The sequence below is a fragment of the Billgrantia campisalis genome (genome assembly GCF_022341425.1).
Classification (GTDB): Bacteria; Pseudomonadota; Gammaproteobacteria; order Pseudomonadales; family Halomonadaceae; genus Halomonas; species Halomonas campisalis.
Genome location: NZ_JABFUC010000008.1, coordinates 212,019 through 228,077, shown reverse-complemented (window position 1 = coordinate 228,077; position 16,059 = coordinate 212,019). Strand labels below are relative to the sequence as shown.

General features: G+C 63.1%; 14 protein-coding genes. 1 reads left to right on the top strand and 13 read right to left on the bottom strand.

All coding sequences use genetic code 11. The features are described 5' to 3' along the window. Window positions 1–86: 86 nt before the first annotated feature. The 5 genes from HOP52_RS11830 to guaB all read right to left on the bottom strand — a co-directional run bounded on the left by HOP52_RS11830 (window position 87) and on the right by guaB (window position 5,825). Entirely contained in the window at window positions 87–809 is a 723-nt protein-coding gene (locus tag HOP52_RS11830) for an ATP-binding protein (RefSeq protein ID WP_238977586.1), read from the bottom strand. A 9-nt stretch (window positions 810–818) separates the two neighbouring features. Further along, window positions 819–1,922 (bottom strand): DNA cytosine methyltransferase, encoded by a 1,104-nt coding sequence (locus tag HOP52_RS11825; protein ID WP_238977585.1) that lies wholly within the window; start codon window positions 1,920–1,922, stop codon window positions 819–821. A gap of 18 nt (window positions 1,923–1,940) precedes the next feature. Continuing rightward, complete coding sequence (locus HOP52_RS11820; RefSeq protein WP_275298184.1) at window positions 1,941–2,414, bottom strand: very short patch repair endonuclease; 474 nt, start codon at window positions 2,412–2,414, stop codon at window positions 1,941–1,943. Between the two features lie 258 nt (window positions 2,415–2,672). After that, on the bottom strand, window positions 2,673–4,250 hold the full coding sequence (gene guaA / locus HOP52_RS11815) for a glutamine-hydrolyzing GMP synthase (protein ID WP_238977584.1): 1,578 nt from the start codon (window positions 4,248–4,250) through the stop codon (window positions 2,673–2,675). A 105-nt stretch (window positions 4,251–4,355) separates the two neighbouring features. Continuing rightward, complete coding sequence (guaB, locus tag HOP52_RS11810; RefSeq protein ID WP_238977583.1) at window positions 4,356–5,825, bottom strand: IMP dehydrogenase; 1,470 nt, start codon at window positions 5,823–5,825, stop codon at window positions 4,356–4,358. A 148-nt stretch (window positions 5,826–5,973) separates the two neighbouring features. Here guaB and xseA point away from each other — a divergent pair, with 148 nt between their 5' ends. Further along, on the top strand, window positions 5,974–7,317 hold the full coding sequence (gene xseA, locus HOP52_RS11805; protein ID WP_238977582.1) for an exodeoxyribonuclease VII large subunit: 1,344 nt from the start codon (window positions 5,974–5,976) through the stop codon (window positions 7,315–7,317). A gap of 216 nt (window positions 7,318–7,533) precedes the next feature. On the opposite strand, the gene glrR is transcribed toward xseA, so the two are convergent. The 8 genes from glrR to glnH all read right to left on the bottom strand — a co-directional run bounded on the left by glrR (window position 7,534) and on the right by glnH (window position 15,995). After that, window positions 7,534–8,967 (bottom strand): two-component system response regulator GlrR, encoded by a 1,434-nt coding sequence (gene glrR, locus HOP52_RS11800; RefSeq protein WP_275298176.1) that lies wholly within the window; start codon window positions 8,965–8,967, stop codon window positions 7,534–7,536. Between the two features lie 22 nt (window positions 8,968–8,989). Continuing rightward, window positions 8,990–9,529: a hypothetical protein gene (locus tag HOP52_RS11795; RefSeq protein ID WP_238977581.1), complete on the bottom strand. Its 540-nt coding sequence runs from the start codon at window positions 9,527–9,529 to the stop codon at window positions 8,990–8,992. A 1-nt stretch (window position 9,530) separates the two neighbouring features. After that, complete coding sequence (locus tag HOP52_RS11790; RefSeq protein WP_238977580.1) at window positions 9,531–11,024, bottom strand: sensor histidine kinase; 1,494 nt, start codon at window positions 11,022–11,024, stop codon at window positions 9,531–9,533. 865 nt (window positions 11,025–11,889) lie between these two features. Beyond that, complete coding sequence (locus tag HOP52_RS11785) at window positions 11,890–12,804, bottom strand: MurR/RpiR family transcriptional regulator (protein ID WP_238977579.1); 915 nt, start codon at window positions 12,802–12,804, stop codon at window positions 11,890–11,892. Beyond that, window positions 12,761–13,807, bottom strand: coding sequence for a C45 family autoproteolytic acyltransferase/hydrolase (locus tag HOP52_RS11780; RefSeq protein WP_238977578.1), 1,047 nt, complete (start codon window positions 13,805–13,807; stop codon window positions 12,761–12,763). Before HOP52_RS11780 ends, HOP52_RS11785 begins: the two co-directional genes overlap by 44 nt. Beyond that, a complete protein-coding gene (gene glnQ / locus HOP52_RS11775; protein ID WP_238977577.1) occupies window positions 13,800–14,528 on the bottom strand; it encodes a glutamine ABC transporter ATP-binding protein GlnQ in 729 nt (242 codons plus the stop codon). The genes HOP52_RS11780 and glnQ overlap by 8 nt, the downstream gene beginning before the upstream one ends. Continuing rightward, window positions 14,525–15,181, bottom strand: a complete 657-nt coding sequence (gene glnP, locus HOP52_RS11770; protein ID WP_238977576.1) for a glutamine ABC transporter permease GlnP — start codon at window positions 15,179–15,181, stop codon at window positions 14,525–14,527. Before glnP ends, glnQ begins: the two co-directional genes overlap by 4 nt. 76 nt (window positions 15,182–15,257) lie before the next feature. Then, on the bottom strand, window positions 15,258–15,995 hold the full coding sequence (gene glnH / locus HOP52_RS11765) for a glutamine ABC transporter substrate-binding protein GlnH (protein ID WP_238977575.1): 738 nt from the start codon (window positions 15,993–15,995) through the stop codon (window positions 15,258–15,260). Between the last annotated feature and the right edge of the window lie 64 nt (window positions 15,996–16,059).

The window sequence follows — 16,059 nt, the reverse complement described above, 5'->3', positions numbered from 1 at the left end:
TGGCCCAGCCAGAAGGCTTGTGTCGAGGTCAGTTCGGTCATGGTGTCCTCCTTGGTGTCGGATGACACTAGTCTGACGGACACTATTCAGCTGCATAAGATGGGGTTTATGGACCGCTTACAGTAATTTTTAAATTCAGAAGCCAAAACAGTAAGCGGCTTCGGCTCGACTCTCTCACCACAAACCCGGATCGACAACCCTTTATTTATTATATAAGTGTAATGCGTTGAAATGGCTTTGTGTAGATCGATTTTTACGCCATCAGAATCAGAAAATTTTTCAGATATTTGACGATGTAGATTAGTAATTTCTATACAGGTGCCAGACTCCTCCAGAGCACCCCCACCACTTTCAAACTTCAAGTCCCAATTTTTTTCATTATTGAGCCATTCAGGCGATATCGAGACTTCGTATTCATCGTTATTATGCTTGGTGCGAACAGTTGCCTTGCTCCCCATCTTAAAAATGGCACGTTTCATTCCAATGCCGTAAATACCTACAGTTCTCCCATCATTATCTAGACGCCCGTCGGGTCTACCCATCCTAAAGGCGTAATCTTTAGCCAGTGAGCGAGGAATGCCACCACAGTTATCTTTAATGGTAAAGCTTTTATCGCTTATATGTATTTCAGCCCAATAACCATCATAAGGCCGCTCTGTATCATGATGTTCCTTTGTTGCCCGATGAACGCCGTCGACACAGTTATCTAAAAGGTCTAGTATTGCATCGTAAAGATCTATGTCTCTCGTCAACATATCTACAAAGAATTTTTTTGTTGGACTTGCATCTATCTTGTCATCTTGTTCCATATGCCACCTCTAGAGTTTACTTCTAATAAATTGCATAAGAGATTGAGATAAAATTGGTGACACGCTATTCCCTATCATCCTAAAGCTATGCCAGATAGTTGGGTGAAACAAGAACCAATCTGGAAACCCCTGCAACCTAGCAGCCTCTCTTATTGTTATAACTCTAGGCTCTTCGGGATGAATGGGTCTCATAGCTTGATAACTGCCATTGCTCTTTCCTGTACCGGCTCTTAGGGTTGGACATTTTCCATCCCACTTCAACCTAGGATATCTACTTATTTTCTCTACTTTCCCAGGCTCCGTAGCTTTAAATCTTTCAACAACCCCATCAGTGTGTTTTGTATAAGCTACACCGCTTACTTTACAATTTCTGAGAGCACTAATTGCCACATCCCAACCTAGTCCATTTTTTGGGACAGCTCGCATTCGCAGAGAAAATTCGCTAAGAGCTGATCTTTTATATTCACTCCAAGCATAAGGGCTCCCATTTTTTATGCTCGGGAAAGGGCTTGGGAGGTCATATATAGCATCTCGCACAGTCACATCTGGCGCCCCTGGCTTAACACATATATCTTGTTCATTTATTTCATCAACATAGTCTGGGTCATAGCCCAGTAAAATTATTCTCTTCCTATTTGTAGGCGCTCCATGATTGGCTGAATTAACTCTTAACGGTGGGAGCACCTTATAAAAACTTGGGATCTTTGACAGAGAGCTTTCCAACACATCCTTATTTATCTCATCAAGGAGACCTTCAACATTCTCCATCAAGAAAAACTTTGGCTTGATCAACGCTACTTTATCAAAGAATACGCTTACTAAAGAATTTCTTGGATCCAAACTATTCCTTTTCCCGATCCTACTGAACCCTTGGCAAGGTGGGCCACCGATTACACCAGAGGGTCTTCCTCCATCAAAAATAGTTTTACATGACCCTTTATCCAGTTGTGCGACATCCCCGATCCGCAAATTAGAGTTAGGAAAATTGTTATTCCATGTTGACGTTACATCTGTGTCGATGTCTATAGAAAGCTTGCTTTTAAAGCCCGCTAGTTCCGCCCCTAGCGAGAATCCACCCACCCCGCAGAAAAGATCTATTACACTCTCACTCATCAACCCAGCACCGAGCCATTAGCTTTCATTAAAAAAATTTCGCATTTTAGGGGGCCTTATTGGCCATTCGTTTCTAACTTTCTCAGATTCGATGATTTCGATCAGATCATTCATGCTATCCTTGCAGTGACGCATACCACATTGCCAAACAACAAGGACTCGCCAGTTATCCAATATTAGCTGTTCTTGCTGAAGCGAATCTCTCCGAGCATTTTTTACGAATTTTTCCTTCCAAAATTCCACACGGCTCTTCGGCATAGTGGCATATGCACAGCCAGTATGCCTATGCCAATAACATCCATGTACAAAAATCGCTAATTGGTATTTGGGCAATACCATATCAGGGGTACCAGGAAGATCCTTACGGTGAAGGCGAAACCGATAACCTTTAGAATGCAAAAAGCTCCTGAGCGCGAGTTCCGGCTTAGTGTTCTTTGATCCTACTAACGCCATTATCCGCGAGCGCGACTCAGAATCAACATGGTCTGGCATAGCATCCGCTTCCATATTAGATCTTGAATAGCACTGTAGTTTAATATTTTACACGCTACCGCCCGGGGATGACATCCTTTCCCTGCGACAGCCTTGTCTACGTTGTACTACCTGTCCTATCGGCGTTCGTCTCGGCAACCTTAACCAGAGTTAACTAAACCCTGTAACGATTTGCAAAGAAAAAGGGCCTACCCTTTGGTAGACCCTTGATCCCACTCAGCTCAGCCGCGCCAGGCGTTTCGCCAATGCCTCTACCCCTCACTCCCACTCAATCGTCGCCGGCGGCTTGCTGCTGACGTCGTAGGTGACGCGGGAGACGCCGGAGAGCTCGTTGATGATGCGGTTGGAGACCTTCTCCAGCAGCTCATACGGCAGGTGGGCCCATCTTGCGGTCATGAAGTCGATGGTCTCCACGGCGCGCAGGGCAATGACCCATTCGTAGCGGCGGCCGTCGCCGACCACGCCAACGGACTTGACCGGCAGGAAGACGGCGAAGGCCTGGCTGGTCTTGTGGTACCAGTCGGCGTTGTGCAGCTCCTCGATGAAGATGGCGTCGGCTTCGCGCAGGATGTCGGCGTACTCCTTCTTCACCTCGCCGAGGATACGCACGCCCAGGCCCGGTCCCGGGAAGGGGTGGCGGTAGACCATGTCGTAGGGCAGGCCGAGCTCGACGCCGAGCCGGCGCACCTCGTCCTTGAACAGCTCGCGCAGCGGCTCCACCAGCTTGAGCTTCATGGTCTCGGGCAGCCCGCCCACGTTGTGGTGGGACTTGATCACATGGGCCTTGCCGGTCTTGGCGGCGGCGGATTCGATGACGTCGGGGTAGATGGTGCCCTGGGCCAGGAAGTCGACGCCCTCGATCTTGCTCGCTTCCTCGTCGAAGACGTCGATGAAGGTGTTGCCGATGATCTTGCGCTTGGCCTCGGGGTCGGCCTCGCCCTCGAGCTTGCCGAGAAAGCGTTCCTCGGCGTCGACGCGGATCACCTTGACGCCCATGTGCCGCGCGAAGGTCTCCATCACCTGGTCGCCCTCGTTCTTGCGCAGCAGGCCGTTGTCGACGAACACGCAGGTCAGCTGGTCGCCGATGGCCTTGTGCAGCAGGGCCGCCACCACCGAGGAGTCGACGCCGCCGGAGAGGCCCAGCAGCACGTGGCGGTCGCCCACCTGGTCGCGCACCCGGGCGATCTGATCCTCGATGATCTGGGCCGGGGTCCAGAGGCGCTCGGCGCCGCAGATGTCGAGCACGAAGTGCTCGAGGATGCGCTGGCCCTGCAGGGTGTGGGTCACCTCGGGGTGGAACTGCACCCCGTAGAAGCGCTTCTCCTCCCAGGCCATGGCGGCGATGGGGCAGCTCGGCGTGGAGGCGGTCACGGTGAACTCCGCCGGCACCCGGGCGACCTTGTCGCCGTGGCTCATCCACACGTCCAGCAGGCCGCGGCCCGTCTCGTGGTCGACGTGGTCCTTGATGTCCTTGAACAGCGCGGTCTCCTCGTCGACACGCACCTGGGCGTAGCCGAACTCGCGCTTGTTGGAGCCCTCCACGGCGCCGCCGAGCTGCTCGGCCATGGTCTGCATGCCGTAGCAGATGCCCAGCACCGGCAGGCCCAGCTCGAAGACGCACTGCGGCGCCCGGGGCGAGCCGAGCTCGGTGACCGACTCCGGGCCGCCGGCGAGGATGATGCCGTTGGGCTGGTACTCGCGGATCTCGGCCTCGGTGATATCGAAGGCGCGGATCTCGGAGTAGACCCCGATCTCGCGCACGCGACGGGCGATCAGCTGGGTGTACTGGGAGCCAAAATCGAGGATCAGGATCTTGTGGGCGTGAATGTCGGTCATCTGGGCGTCTCTTACTGGCAGCGTTTGGCGGCGGGCCATGGGCAAGGCGTATGAAAGAACGCGCGGCGGAGCCTGGCCCCGCCGCGGTCGATACTCAGCGAGCGGTTATCCCGCCCGATAGTTCGGCGCTTCCTTGGTGATCTGCACGTCGTGCACGTGGGATTCGGCGAAGCCGGCCCCGGTGATCTGCACGAACTGCGGCTTGGTCCGCATCTCCTGGATGTCGGTGCAGCCGGTGTAGCCCATGGAGGCGCGCAGCCCGCCCATCAGCTGGTGGACGATGGCGCTCATCACGCCCTTGTAGGGCACGCGGCCCTCGATGCCTTCCGGCACCAGCTTCTCGGCGCCGGCGTCCTTGTCCTGGAAGTAGCGGTCGGAGGAGCCCTGGCTCTGGGCCATGGCGCCCATGGAGCCCATGCCGCGGTAGGCCTTGTAGGTGCGGCCCTGGTAGAGCTCGATCTCGCCGGGGGCCTCCTCGGTGCCGGCCAGCAGGCCGCCCACCATCACCGTGCTGGCACCGGCGGCCACGGCCTTGGCCAGGTCGCCGGAGAAGCGCACGCCGCCGTCGGCGATCAGCGGGATATCGTAGGCCTTGAGCGCCTCGGCGACGTTGGAGACTGCGCTGATCTGCGGCACGCCAACGCCGGCGACGACGCGGGTGGTGCAGATCGAGCCCGGGCCGATGCCCACCTTCACCGCGTCGGCGCCGGCTTCGGCCAGCGCGCGGGCCGCCTCGGCGGTGGCGATGTTGCCGCCGATCACCTGCACCTGGGGGAAGTGCTCCTTGACCCAGGCGACCCGGTCGATCACGCCGCGGGAGTGGCCGTGGGCGGTGTCGACGATGATCGCATCCACGCCGGCCTCGGCCAGCGCCGCCACCCGGTCCGGCGTCTCGGGGCCGGTGCCCACCGCAGCGCCGACCAGCAGACGGCCGTCGCCGTCCTTGGCGGCGTGGGGGAAGGTGCGCGCCTTCTCGATGTCCTGGAAGGTGACCAGGCCGCGCAGGTGGAAGCTATCGTTCACCACCAGCATCTTCTCGATGCGGTGCTCCTGCATCTTGGCCTTGATCTGCTCCAGCGGGGTGCCTTCCGGCACGGTCACCAACCGCTCGCGGGAGGTCATGATGTCGGAGACGCTGTCGCCGTGGTTGGGCTGGAAGCGCATGTCGCGCTCGGTGACGATGCCCACCAGGGTCTCACCCTCCACCACCGGGAAGCCGGAGAAGCCGTGCTCCTGGGCCATCGCCAGCAGATCTTCCAGCTTGGCCTTGGGCCCCACGGTGACCGGGTCCTTGACGATCACGCTCTCGTGCTTCTTGACCTTGCGCACTTCCGCCGCCTGCTGGGCGATGGTCATGTTCTTGTGGATGATGCCGATGCCGCCTTCCTGGGCCATGGCGATGGCCAGGCGGGCTTCGGTCACGGTATCCATGGCGGAGGAGACGAGCGGGATATTGAGGTAGAGGTCGCGGGTCAGGCGGGTTCTGAGGCTGACGTCCTTGGGCAGGACCTCGGAGTAGCCGGGCACGAGTAATACGTCATCGAACGTAAGAGCTTCTTGGGCCATACGTAGCATAGTCGGCAACACCCAGTGAACTGGTGGGAGGGAGGGGCGCGAAGTTAATCCCCCATTATAACGGCCAAGGGTGGGTGGCGTCACGGGGGTGGGCGCGCCTGGCCGACATGGTAGCCTGGCGGTCTCGCCCAGCCGCGGAAGCCCAGCCATGCCCCCTTCGACCGACCCCACCCTCTCCGTCAGCGACCTGAACCGGCTGGCCCGCCAGGCGCTGGAGCGCGATATCGGCGAGGTGTGGGTGGAAGGCGAGCTCTCCGGGGTGTCGCGGCCGGCCTCGGGGCACGTCTACTTCACCCTCAAGGACGCCTCGGCCCAACTGCGCTGCGCGCTGTTTCGCACCCGGGCCCGCTTCGTGGCCGCGCCGATGCGCGACGGCGACCGGGTCAAGGTACGCGGGCGGGTGTCGCTGTTCGAGCCCCGCGGCGACTACCAGCTGATCGTCGAGGCGTTGCAGGCGGCAGGCGAAGGCGAGCTGCTGGCCGCCCTGGAGCGGCTCAAGCGGCGCCTGGCCGCAGAGGGCGTGTTCGCCAACGCCCGCCCCCTGCCCTACCCGCCGCGCCACCTGCTGGTGCTGAGCTCCGCCACCGGGGCGGCGATCCGCGACGTGCTGGCGGTGCTGGCGGCGCGCTGGCCGCTGGTCGATGTCACCCTGATTCCGGTGCCGGTGCAGGGGCGCGAGGCAGCGCCGGGGCTGATCGCCGCGCTGGGCCTGCTCAACCGCCAGTCGGCGCTGGACCCGCGCCGCGACGCGGTGCTGATCACCCGCGGCGGCGGCAGCCTGGAGGACCTCTGGGCCTTCAACGACGAGCACCTGGCCCGGGCGATCTTCCACTCTCGACTGCCGGTGATGTCGGCGGTGGGCCACGAGGTCGACACCACCCTGGCAGACTTGGCCGCCGACCGGCGCGCCCCCACCCCCTCCGCCGCGGCGGAGCAGCTGGTGCCCGACCGGCGCGACCTGACCCAGCGCCTGGCGGCGCTGGAGGGGCGGCTGCAGCGCGCCGTCCAGGGGCGGCTCGACCGCGAGGCCCAGCGCCTGGACCACCTGCGCGCCCGGCTGCGCCACCCCGGCGAGGTGCTGAGCCGCCAGCGCCACACCCTCGCCGAGCTCGACGCCCGGCTGGTCCGTGCCCTGGGCCAGCGGCTGGCCGCCGAGCGACAGCGCCTGGCCCAGCTGCAGCGGCGGCTGGCGGCGCGCCCGCCCCAGCGCGAAGTGGAGCAGGCCGGCATGCGGCTGGACGCGGCCCGGGCGCGGCTCGACCAGGCCATACAGCACGCCCTGGCCCGGCAGCGCGACCGGCTGGCCGGCCTCGCCCGGGAGCTGCAGGCGGTGAGCCCGCTGGCGGTGCTGGGGCGCGGCTATGCGATCCTGCAGGACGACCAGGGCCAGGTGGTGCGCCGCGCCCAGGACACCCACCCCGGCCAGGCCCTTAGCGCCCGCCTCGGCGAGGGGCGCCTGAGGGTGGAGGTGAAGCGCCGCCTCAAGAAATAGGCTCTTTGCACTTTAGCGTGAACATGTTTGGCAGGTTTTATCGTGGGAGGCCGGCTCTGCCGGGCGAAGGCGCCGCAGGCGCCCCATGGGTAGCGCTGCGCGCTACTTCGTCGAAGCGTCGAACCGGAGCTGAAGTCGAGGCGTCGAACCGTCCCTCCCACAGGGCAAGTTCACGCCAGTCTGCGAAGACCCAAGAAATTGGAGCTCCTAGCGCATTCAAGCCTGCCCGCCGCCGGGCTTGAAGGCGCCGGGTTCGATCTCGTGGCGGTTGAGCAGCTTGTAGAAGTCGGTGCGGTTGCGCCCGGCGATGCGCGCCGCCTGGGTCACGTTGCCCTCGGTGATCTTGAGCACCTTGATCAGGTAGCTGCGCTCGAAGCCGGCGCGGGCGTCGCTGAAGGTGGGCAGGGCGCTCTCCTCGGCGGCCAGGGCCTGGGCCACCAGCGCCTCGGGGATCATCGGCGAGCTGGTCAGCGCCACGCACTGCTCCACCACGTTGACCAGCTGGCGCACGTTGCCGGGCCAGGCGCTGGCGGCCAGCAGGTTGAGCGCCTCGGGGGAGAAGCCCTTGACGAAGGGCTTGTGGCGCGCCGCGGCCTGGGCCACCAGGTGGCGGGCCAGCAGCGGCACGTCCTCGGCACGCTCCTTGAGCGGCGGCAGCCTGAGATTGACCACGTTGAGCCGGTAGTAGAGGTCCTCGCGGAATTCGCCCTGGTGCATGGCCTGGCTGAGGTCCCGGTGGGTGGCCGAGAGGATACGCACGTTGATCGGCACCGAGGCGGTGGAGCCCAGCGGGCGGATCTGGCGCTCCTGCAGCGCGCGCAGCAGCTTGACCTGCAGCGGCAGCGGCATGTCGCCGATCTCGTCGAGAAACAGGGTGCCGCCCTCGGCGGCCCGGAACAGCCCCTGGTGCTCGCTCACCGCCCCGGTGAAGGCGCCTCGGGCGTGGCCGAACAGCTCGCTCTCCAGCAGCTGTTCGGGCAGCGCCCCGCAGTTGATCGCCACGAAGGGCTTGTCGGCCCGCGGGCTCGCCCGGTGGATGGCGCGAGCCAGCAGCTCCTTGCCGGAACCGGAGGCGCCGGTAACCAGCACGCTGACGTCGGAGGCCGCCACCATGCGCGCCTGCTCCAGCACCCGCTCCATTTCCGGGCTGCGGGTAATGATCTCGGCGCGCCAGGCGTCGTCGCCCTCGCCACCGGCCGGGGCCTGGGCCAGCGCCTCGTCGATGGCGGCGAACAGCTCGTCGCGATCCACCGGCTTGGTCAGAAACCCGAACACCCCCTGCTGGGTGGCGCTCACCGCCTCGGGAATCGAGCCGTGGGCGGTGAGGATGATCACCGGCAGCCCCGGCAACTGGCGCTGAATGGCCTGGAACAGCGCCAGGCCGTCCATCTCGTCCATGCGCAGGTCGGAAAGCACCAGGTCGGGGCGCTGGGCGCTCAGGCTGCGCAGCGCCTCCGCGCCGCTCTCGGCAGTGGTCACGCGAAAGCCGCGGCTCTCCAGGCGCATGCCCAGCAGGCGCAGCAGGCTGACGTCGTCGTCCACCAGCAGGATATGCGCGCCGGTCTGAGGCTCGGCGGGCGCCGGGTTGCCGGCACGGCGGGTGCCGGGAGCCGCGGGTCGTGGCGTAGCGTGCAGGCGTGCCGCATCCATCACGTCGTCTCTCCCCTGTCGCTCAGGGCGACTGCTGTCTCAGGTTGATACTGCGCTCGATGGCGGTCAGCGCCTCGAGCTTCTCGGCCAGCTCGGCGTTCTCGGCCTCCAGCTCGGCCAGCTCGTTGGCCGAACGCGCCAGCCGCCCGGCCATGGCGCGCCGCCCTTCCAGCTCGTTGAGCCAGTAGCGCAGCAGCGGCTGCAGCTCGGCCGGCGCGGCGTCCAGGTCGGCCTTGTAGAGCTCCGAGGCCTGATCCCACTGGCGCTCGCTGCCCCAGCCAAGCGCCACGGCGCGGGCCAGGCGGCGCTCGGCTTCGCTGCCTTCCAGGCGCTGCAGCATGGCGCTGCGCCAGTCGCGGTCGCCGCGCTGGGAGGCCAGACCGAAGGCCACCCAGTCGGGCAGCAGGCAGGCGTCGTCGGTAAAGTCGGGCAGCTCGGCCGCACAGACCGGCGACTTGGCCGGCGATGGCGTCTCGGCCTGTGAAAACGTCTGCTCCGGCAGCCACTGACAGCCCGCCAGCCACAGCGCCGTCAGGCAGGCGCAGAGAGGGCGAAAGCTCATGTCATGAATTCCTCGCGTCGATGCGTGCGCGGGCGGCCACCGGGGTGTCGGCTACGGCGCCGAGCGGCTCCGGCCGACGCGGCAGGGTGAGCCGGAAGCACACTGCCAGCGCCGGGTCGTCCACCAGCGCCAGCTCGCCCTGCTGCAGCCGGGCGCAGTCGGCGGCCACCGAGAGGCCGATACCGGAGCCCTTGAGCGGCCCCTTGCGCCGGGTGCGCCCCTGGTAGAACGGCTCGAAGAGCCGCTCGCGGTCCGCCTCGGCGATGGGTTCGCCGCTGTTGGCCACGTCCAGCCACAGCCGATCCTGGCCGGTCTGGACACGGATCTCCAGCGTGCCGCCATCTTCGCCGTAGGCGATGGCGTTGGACACCAGATTGTCGAGAATGCGCCCCACGGCGGTGCGATCGGCGACCCACGCCACGGGACCGTCGAAGGCGGTGACCCGCATGCCCTTGTGCTCCAGCGCCAGCCGGTGCTTGGCCAGGGTGCTCTTGACCAGGGTCGCCAGGTCCAGCCGCTCGAGATTCACCCGACGGTTGTGCTGAAGAAGATTATAGTCGAGCAGCTGCTCGATGAGCCGTTGCAGCTCACCGCCGCTGGCATCGATCAGCGTCAGGATCTCGCGCTGGCGGGGGGTCATCTCACCGGCCACGCCGTCGGCAAGCAGCGCCGAGCCTTCACGCACGCTGGCGAGCGGGGTCTTGAGCTCGTGGGACATATGGCGCAGGAACTGCTGTTTCTGGGCTTCCAGCTCGCCGAGCCGCGACGACAGCCAGTCGAGCCGCTCGCTGAGCCTGACCAGCTCCTTGGGGCCCTGGATAGCGTGGGTCTCGGGGCCCTCGACGCCGCTGCCGATCCCCAGGATGCGACGCTCCAGCTGGCGCACCGGGCGGATGATCAGCCAGCTGAACAGCAGCATCAGCGCAAGACTCGCCGAGACCAGCGCGCCGGTCTGCCACCACAGCCGCGTCTGCACGGCCTCGGCGCGCTCGCGAATCGTCTCGATACGCGCGTCGATCTGACGATTGGTGGCCTGGCGCATGGCCTCGGTGTGCTGGGCGAAGGGGCCGAACAGCGACAGCCACACCTGCAGCGCCTCGCCCTCCAGCTCGCCGAGCCGGCCCAGCAGCACCAGCTGCTCGCCAAGCGCGAGGACGTCGGGGTCGTTGGGCAGCAGCCGGCGGTGCTCGGCCAGCAGGGCGGTGAAGTCGGCGTGGCGCTCGGCGTAGATGTCGAGCAGGCTCTCCTGCTCGACCACCGCATACTGGCGGGCGCTGCGCTCCATCTCCAGCGCCAGGGCGCTGAGGGTGCGGGCCCGGCGGGTCTCCTCCACCGCCTGACGCGCGCTGACATCGGCCAGGCGCGACAGCTCCGTGAGCGCCTGAGCGGCCTGGAACATCAGCACGCCCAGCGGCAGCATCACCACCAGAAAGGCCAGCAGCACCAGCTGCAGCAGGGAGCGAGGGCGCCAGCGACGCGAAACCCGTGAGGTCATGACCAGCGTACTATTCAGGAGTCGAGAGGGGACCGCCATGGTGCATGCCTTGCAGGATACCAGAGTTCACCGCCGCGCTCGGCGTTTTACCGATCGCCAGCGCCGCCCAAAAGAAAAAAAAGGGCCGGCATAGCCGGCCCAAGTACGCAGGGAACTGAAGGGTTCGAAAGCATGGGCATCGTTCGCCTGGTCGAGCCATGTCCCACACTTTCGATGGGCCCGAGGGCCCCGAAGCACTGCACCGTCCGGTTGGCCACCAGGAGCGGGCCGATGCAGGCGGGCGGCGGACCGCCCGGCTTCGTTGCTGCTGCGACATCGCCGTGGCCAGGGCCGGCAGCGCTGCCGCGAAATTCGATCCCCCGCAGGGGATGAGGCGTCCTTGCCGGGCATCCGTGCCCTTTTGGTACCCTTCCTTGCCAAGCCGGCGGTACCCGTCTCATCGCAACCTTAGGTTACACATCGCGGAGCAGACACTGATCACCGTTGGGCCCGAGTGCACAGGGCATGGGGGTGATACCCGAGCTTGCCGGTGATCAAAAGCGGTTCGAGCCGTTTGAACCGCTTTCGTTGCTCACCCAACCTGTTGCCAGTTACGTGCCAAAAATCGATTGATTCTTTATAAATCAACAATTTGAAAAATTCCGCCAGGCCGTAGAAGCGGCCAACTCGGCAAACAGCCGGCCAGCGGCGGGTATTTTGTTGCCATTTGGCGACGCTAAACAGAGAGTCTCTTATAAGGCATTGAAAATCAGCAGGATAGGACGTTGCCAAACAGCGACATCCGCCTGCGGCCTGACGCCTCGAGGCGACAGGTCGCCACTCAGGCAACCCACAACGTCACCGGCGGGGGCTCGACGGCAGGCCCTCAGGGCATCTCGATACCCAATTCATCGATGAAATGGTCGCGCCGGCTGATCGCTGTGGCGGCTACATCCCCGGCTACCGTGGCGCAGGCATTGATCAGACACTCAGCCGCGGCGAAAAAGGCCACCATGCTGTTGGAAATGAAGCTGGTCTCGTGAGGTACCAGAATCGAGACACCGGAGTGGCGCACCAGTGGAGAGCTGGCATAATCGGTGATGACCAGCGTCTTCACGCCATGTTCATGGGCCAGACGACAGACATCGACCACCTGACGCGTGTAGGGCTTGCAGCTGGAGGCGATCAACACATCGCCAGGCGACATGGCAGCAAGGCCCTCGGCGACGCCGTTGCTGTTGTCATTCAGCAGCCCGACATCGGCGCGAATCATCCCCAGGCCATAGGCGGTGAAGCTGCACAGGGCATAGAACTGGCGCACCCCATACAACCGAACCCGGTCCGCTGCCATCACCGCTTCGGCGAAAGCCTCAAGATCCGCTTGGGAGAGCCCTTGGCCGAAGCGCTCGATGTTCTGCTGATTCTCCGTGCAGAGGCGAACGGCCTGGGCTTTCAGGCAATGCCGGTCGGCTTTCAAGGCCGCACTGGCGTGATCACTGTAGAAGGAAGAGGACTGGGACAGCGAAGTGCTGAGCAGCACGCTCTGCAGGTCGCTGAAGCGCTCGTAACCCAGGGAGCGCGCCAGCCGTGAGATAGTGGAGGGATTGACCTGCAGATGGCGAGCGGCCGTGGAGATCGACAGCAGGGCCTGGTCACCGTTGAGCTCGATCAGCCTTGCCAGCACCTCCTGCGCCTTGGGACCAAGACGCAGGTCGGACTCGCCCCGAGAGATGCACAGGGAGAGTTCACGCAGTGCTTCAACCGTCTCGGGGGGACGCGCGTTTCGGGTAGTGTCCGGCATAGACGGGCGCTGCTCCTGGTCGATCATAAACGTGCCATGCTACCCCATCCGAGCCCGGTTGCATTACCACCGTGGCCAAGGTGTTCTCCTGGTCGGGATCGTCCGGGTCCAGGCGCAGGATGGGCAGCCCGCCCCCGTGCCGGTCGTGGAGCAGCGTCAGCGGATCGCATACCCCTTCCGCGATCAATTCATCACCGCGGCGCTGGCGATCCCGGGACGAATCGGTAACGATCTGGTGTGCCAGGCCACGAGAATGGTGAAGGGCATGGTTGGCATGGACCCATGGCATGACGACCTCCCGCACCGAGACCTCGCCCCCGCCGAACTCCACGCTCACGATCGGACCGCCAGCGGCGTCCGCCAGGGTGAAGTGAAAGCCGCCGCTGTGGGGGTGGCGACGCAACAGCGCCAACGCCTGCTCCACGTCCACTAGATCGAGCACGGCACGCCCCAACACCATCCGCGGAACATCCGGCACCAGCCCCGTCAACCGCAGGTTATTGACCGCCTGCACCATGCCGCTGCCGGTAAATGCCAGGGTATGACCCGGCAAGGAGCCCGGGTAGCAGAACGCCATGAAGCCGGCCCCCTTATCCGGCGCGGCCTCGAACATGAAGCAGTGGCCGGCGAAGAACGGCAGGCCGTCCTCGTTATGGGCGACCAGTGGGCTTGCCCCGGGCACGATCAGGGTGGTGCAGCCGTCCGGTACGTTGGCCAGCAGGTCACCGCGACAGTTCCAGGCGAATACCGGCTCAACGGGCAGCGACAGGCCTTCGGCGAGCCCCTCGATCTCGGCCCAGACACGCGGGAAATGATACCGAGTCGCCTCGGCCATGCGGTCCAGGGCGGTGCGATGCTCAGGGTCGTTGACGCGCGCCCAAGCCGGGCTATCCAGCAATAGCTCATGTACCGCACGGCGCCCCGCCCTACCCAGCGCCCGGCCGATGGCCCGAGGGTCACCGCTGGCCCGCTGCCAGCCGATCAGAGGAGTGTGCTCAGACATGGCGCAGAAAGTCCCTCATTCTGTCATTGGGTGGGCTATCGATCACATCGGCCGGCTTGCCATCCACCGCAATCTTGCCGTGCTCCATGAAGATCAGCCGCGTACCGACCTGCTTGGCAAAGGACATTTCATGGGTGACGACCACCATGGTCATGTGCTCGTCGGCCAGCGTCCGCATGACGTTGAGCACCTCCTGCTTGAGCTCCGGATCCAGCGCCGAGGTGGGCTCATCGAACAGCATCACCTTGGGCTTGATCGCCAGTGAACGGGCGATCGCCACCCGCTGCTGCTGGCCGCCGGAAAGCTCATGGGGATAATGCGCCTCCTTGTCGGCCAGCCCCACCTTCTCCAGCAGCTCCCGGGCATGACGCTTGGCCTCAGTGCGGCCGACATGACGCACCTGCCGCTGCCCAAAGGCGACATTCTCCAGGGCGGTCATCTGCGGGAAGAGATTGAACTGCTGAAACACCATGCCCGCCTCCTGGCGGATCTCGCGCAGCACCTTGTTGCCCCCCTTCACGCTCAACTGGTCGACGATCAGGTCACCGCCGCTGATCATCTCGAGACCATTGATACAGCGCAGCAGGGTCGACTTACCGGAGCCAGAGGGGCCGACCAGCACCACCACCTCGCCGCGGTGCACCTCCAGGTCAACTTCATCGATCACCTTGAGTGAGCCGAAGTGCTTGGAGACATTGTGAAATTGAATGATGGCGCTCATAGAATCCTCATCCGCTTCTCGATCATGCGCAGGATCATCGTCAAGGTGCCGGTCATGATCAGGTAGAAGACCGCCACCGCCGTCCAGATCTCCACGGCTCGAAAGTTAGACGCCATGATCTCCTGGCCGGTGCGCGTCAATTCGCTCACCCCGATCACGATGAACAGCGATGTGTCCTTGAGGCTGACAATGCACTGGTTGCCCAGCGGCGGAATCAGCCGGCGAAAGGCCAGCGGACCGACGATATGTACGACCACCTTCCAGCGCGGCAGACCGATGGAGAGCCCGGCCTCGGTAAGACCACGGGAAATGGACAACACGGCTCCGCGCACGATCTCGGCGATATAGGCGCCCGCATTGATCATGATGGCCAGTATCGCCGTGGTCATCGGATCGATGCGGATGCTGGCCAACACGGGAAGCGCAAAATAGAGAAACATCACCTGGACGACAATCGGCGTACCGCGGATCACCTCGACGTAGACGAAGGCGATGCCGTTGATGAGATGCCCACCGTAGGCGCGCATCAGGCCCACAAGGGCGCCAATCAGCATGCCACCCGCCAGCCCTACCACGGTGATATAGAGCGTGACCCTCGCCCCGGCTATCAGCTGGGGCAGAAAACCGGAAATAATGGACCAATCGACATTCATGCTCGCCCCCCAAGTTTCAATGTGGAACGGGCGGAGTCCCCACCCGTTCGGTGCGATCGATCTGACTTGAGGTGGCTTACTGAGCGTTATCTTCGCCGAACCACTTGGCGTAGATTTCGTCGTAACGGCCATCTTCACGCATGGTGGCCAGCACGGCGTTGACCGGCTCGACCAGTTCACTGCCCTTGGGGAAGGCGATGCCGTACTCATGCGCCATCATCTGCTCGCCGACAGCCTTCACTTGGCCATCTCCCGCCGTGGCGATGTAGTAAAGCACATTGGGGGTATCGTGCATGGCCGCATCGACACGCCCGGTACGCAGCTCGAGATAGGCATTGTCGATATTGGGAAACTGGCGCAGCTCGGTGTCCGTGAAATTGTCACGTGCATAATCAGCCGCAGAGGTACCGGTGCGTACGGCAAGGGTCTTGCCGGCCAGATCTTCGGCGCCTGCGATATCACTGTCCGTCGGCACCATGATCCGGAAGCCGCTCTCGTAGTAGCCATCCGAAAAGTCGATGACCTCAGCACGATCGGGGCGGATCGTGATGCCAGCGAGGGCGACATCGATCTGGCCGGTCTGCAGCCCGGGAATGATGCCGTTGAAATCCATCGGCCGCAGCTCATATTCGAGGTCCAGCTCGTCGGAGATGATCTTCCACATGTCGATGTCGAAACCGACATATTCACCATCCTGCATAAACTCGAAAGGGACAAAGGCAGTGTCGGTCGCTACGACCAGGCGGTCGGCCTGAACGGCAGCAGCGACCAGGGAGAGTGCGGCGGTAGCCGTCCAGATAGTCAGCTTTTTCATGGAAGCGTTCCTCATCACTATTGATGTTGTTTGGGCAAAGGAGGAAGAGCGTGGTCGTCCGCGT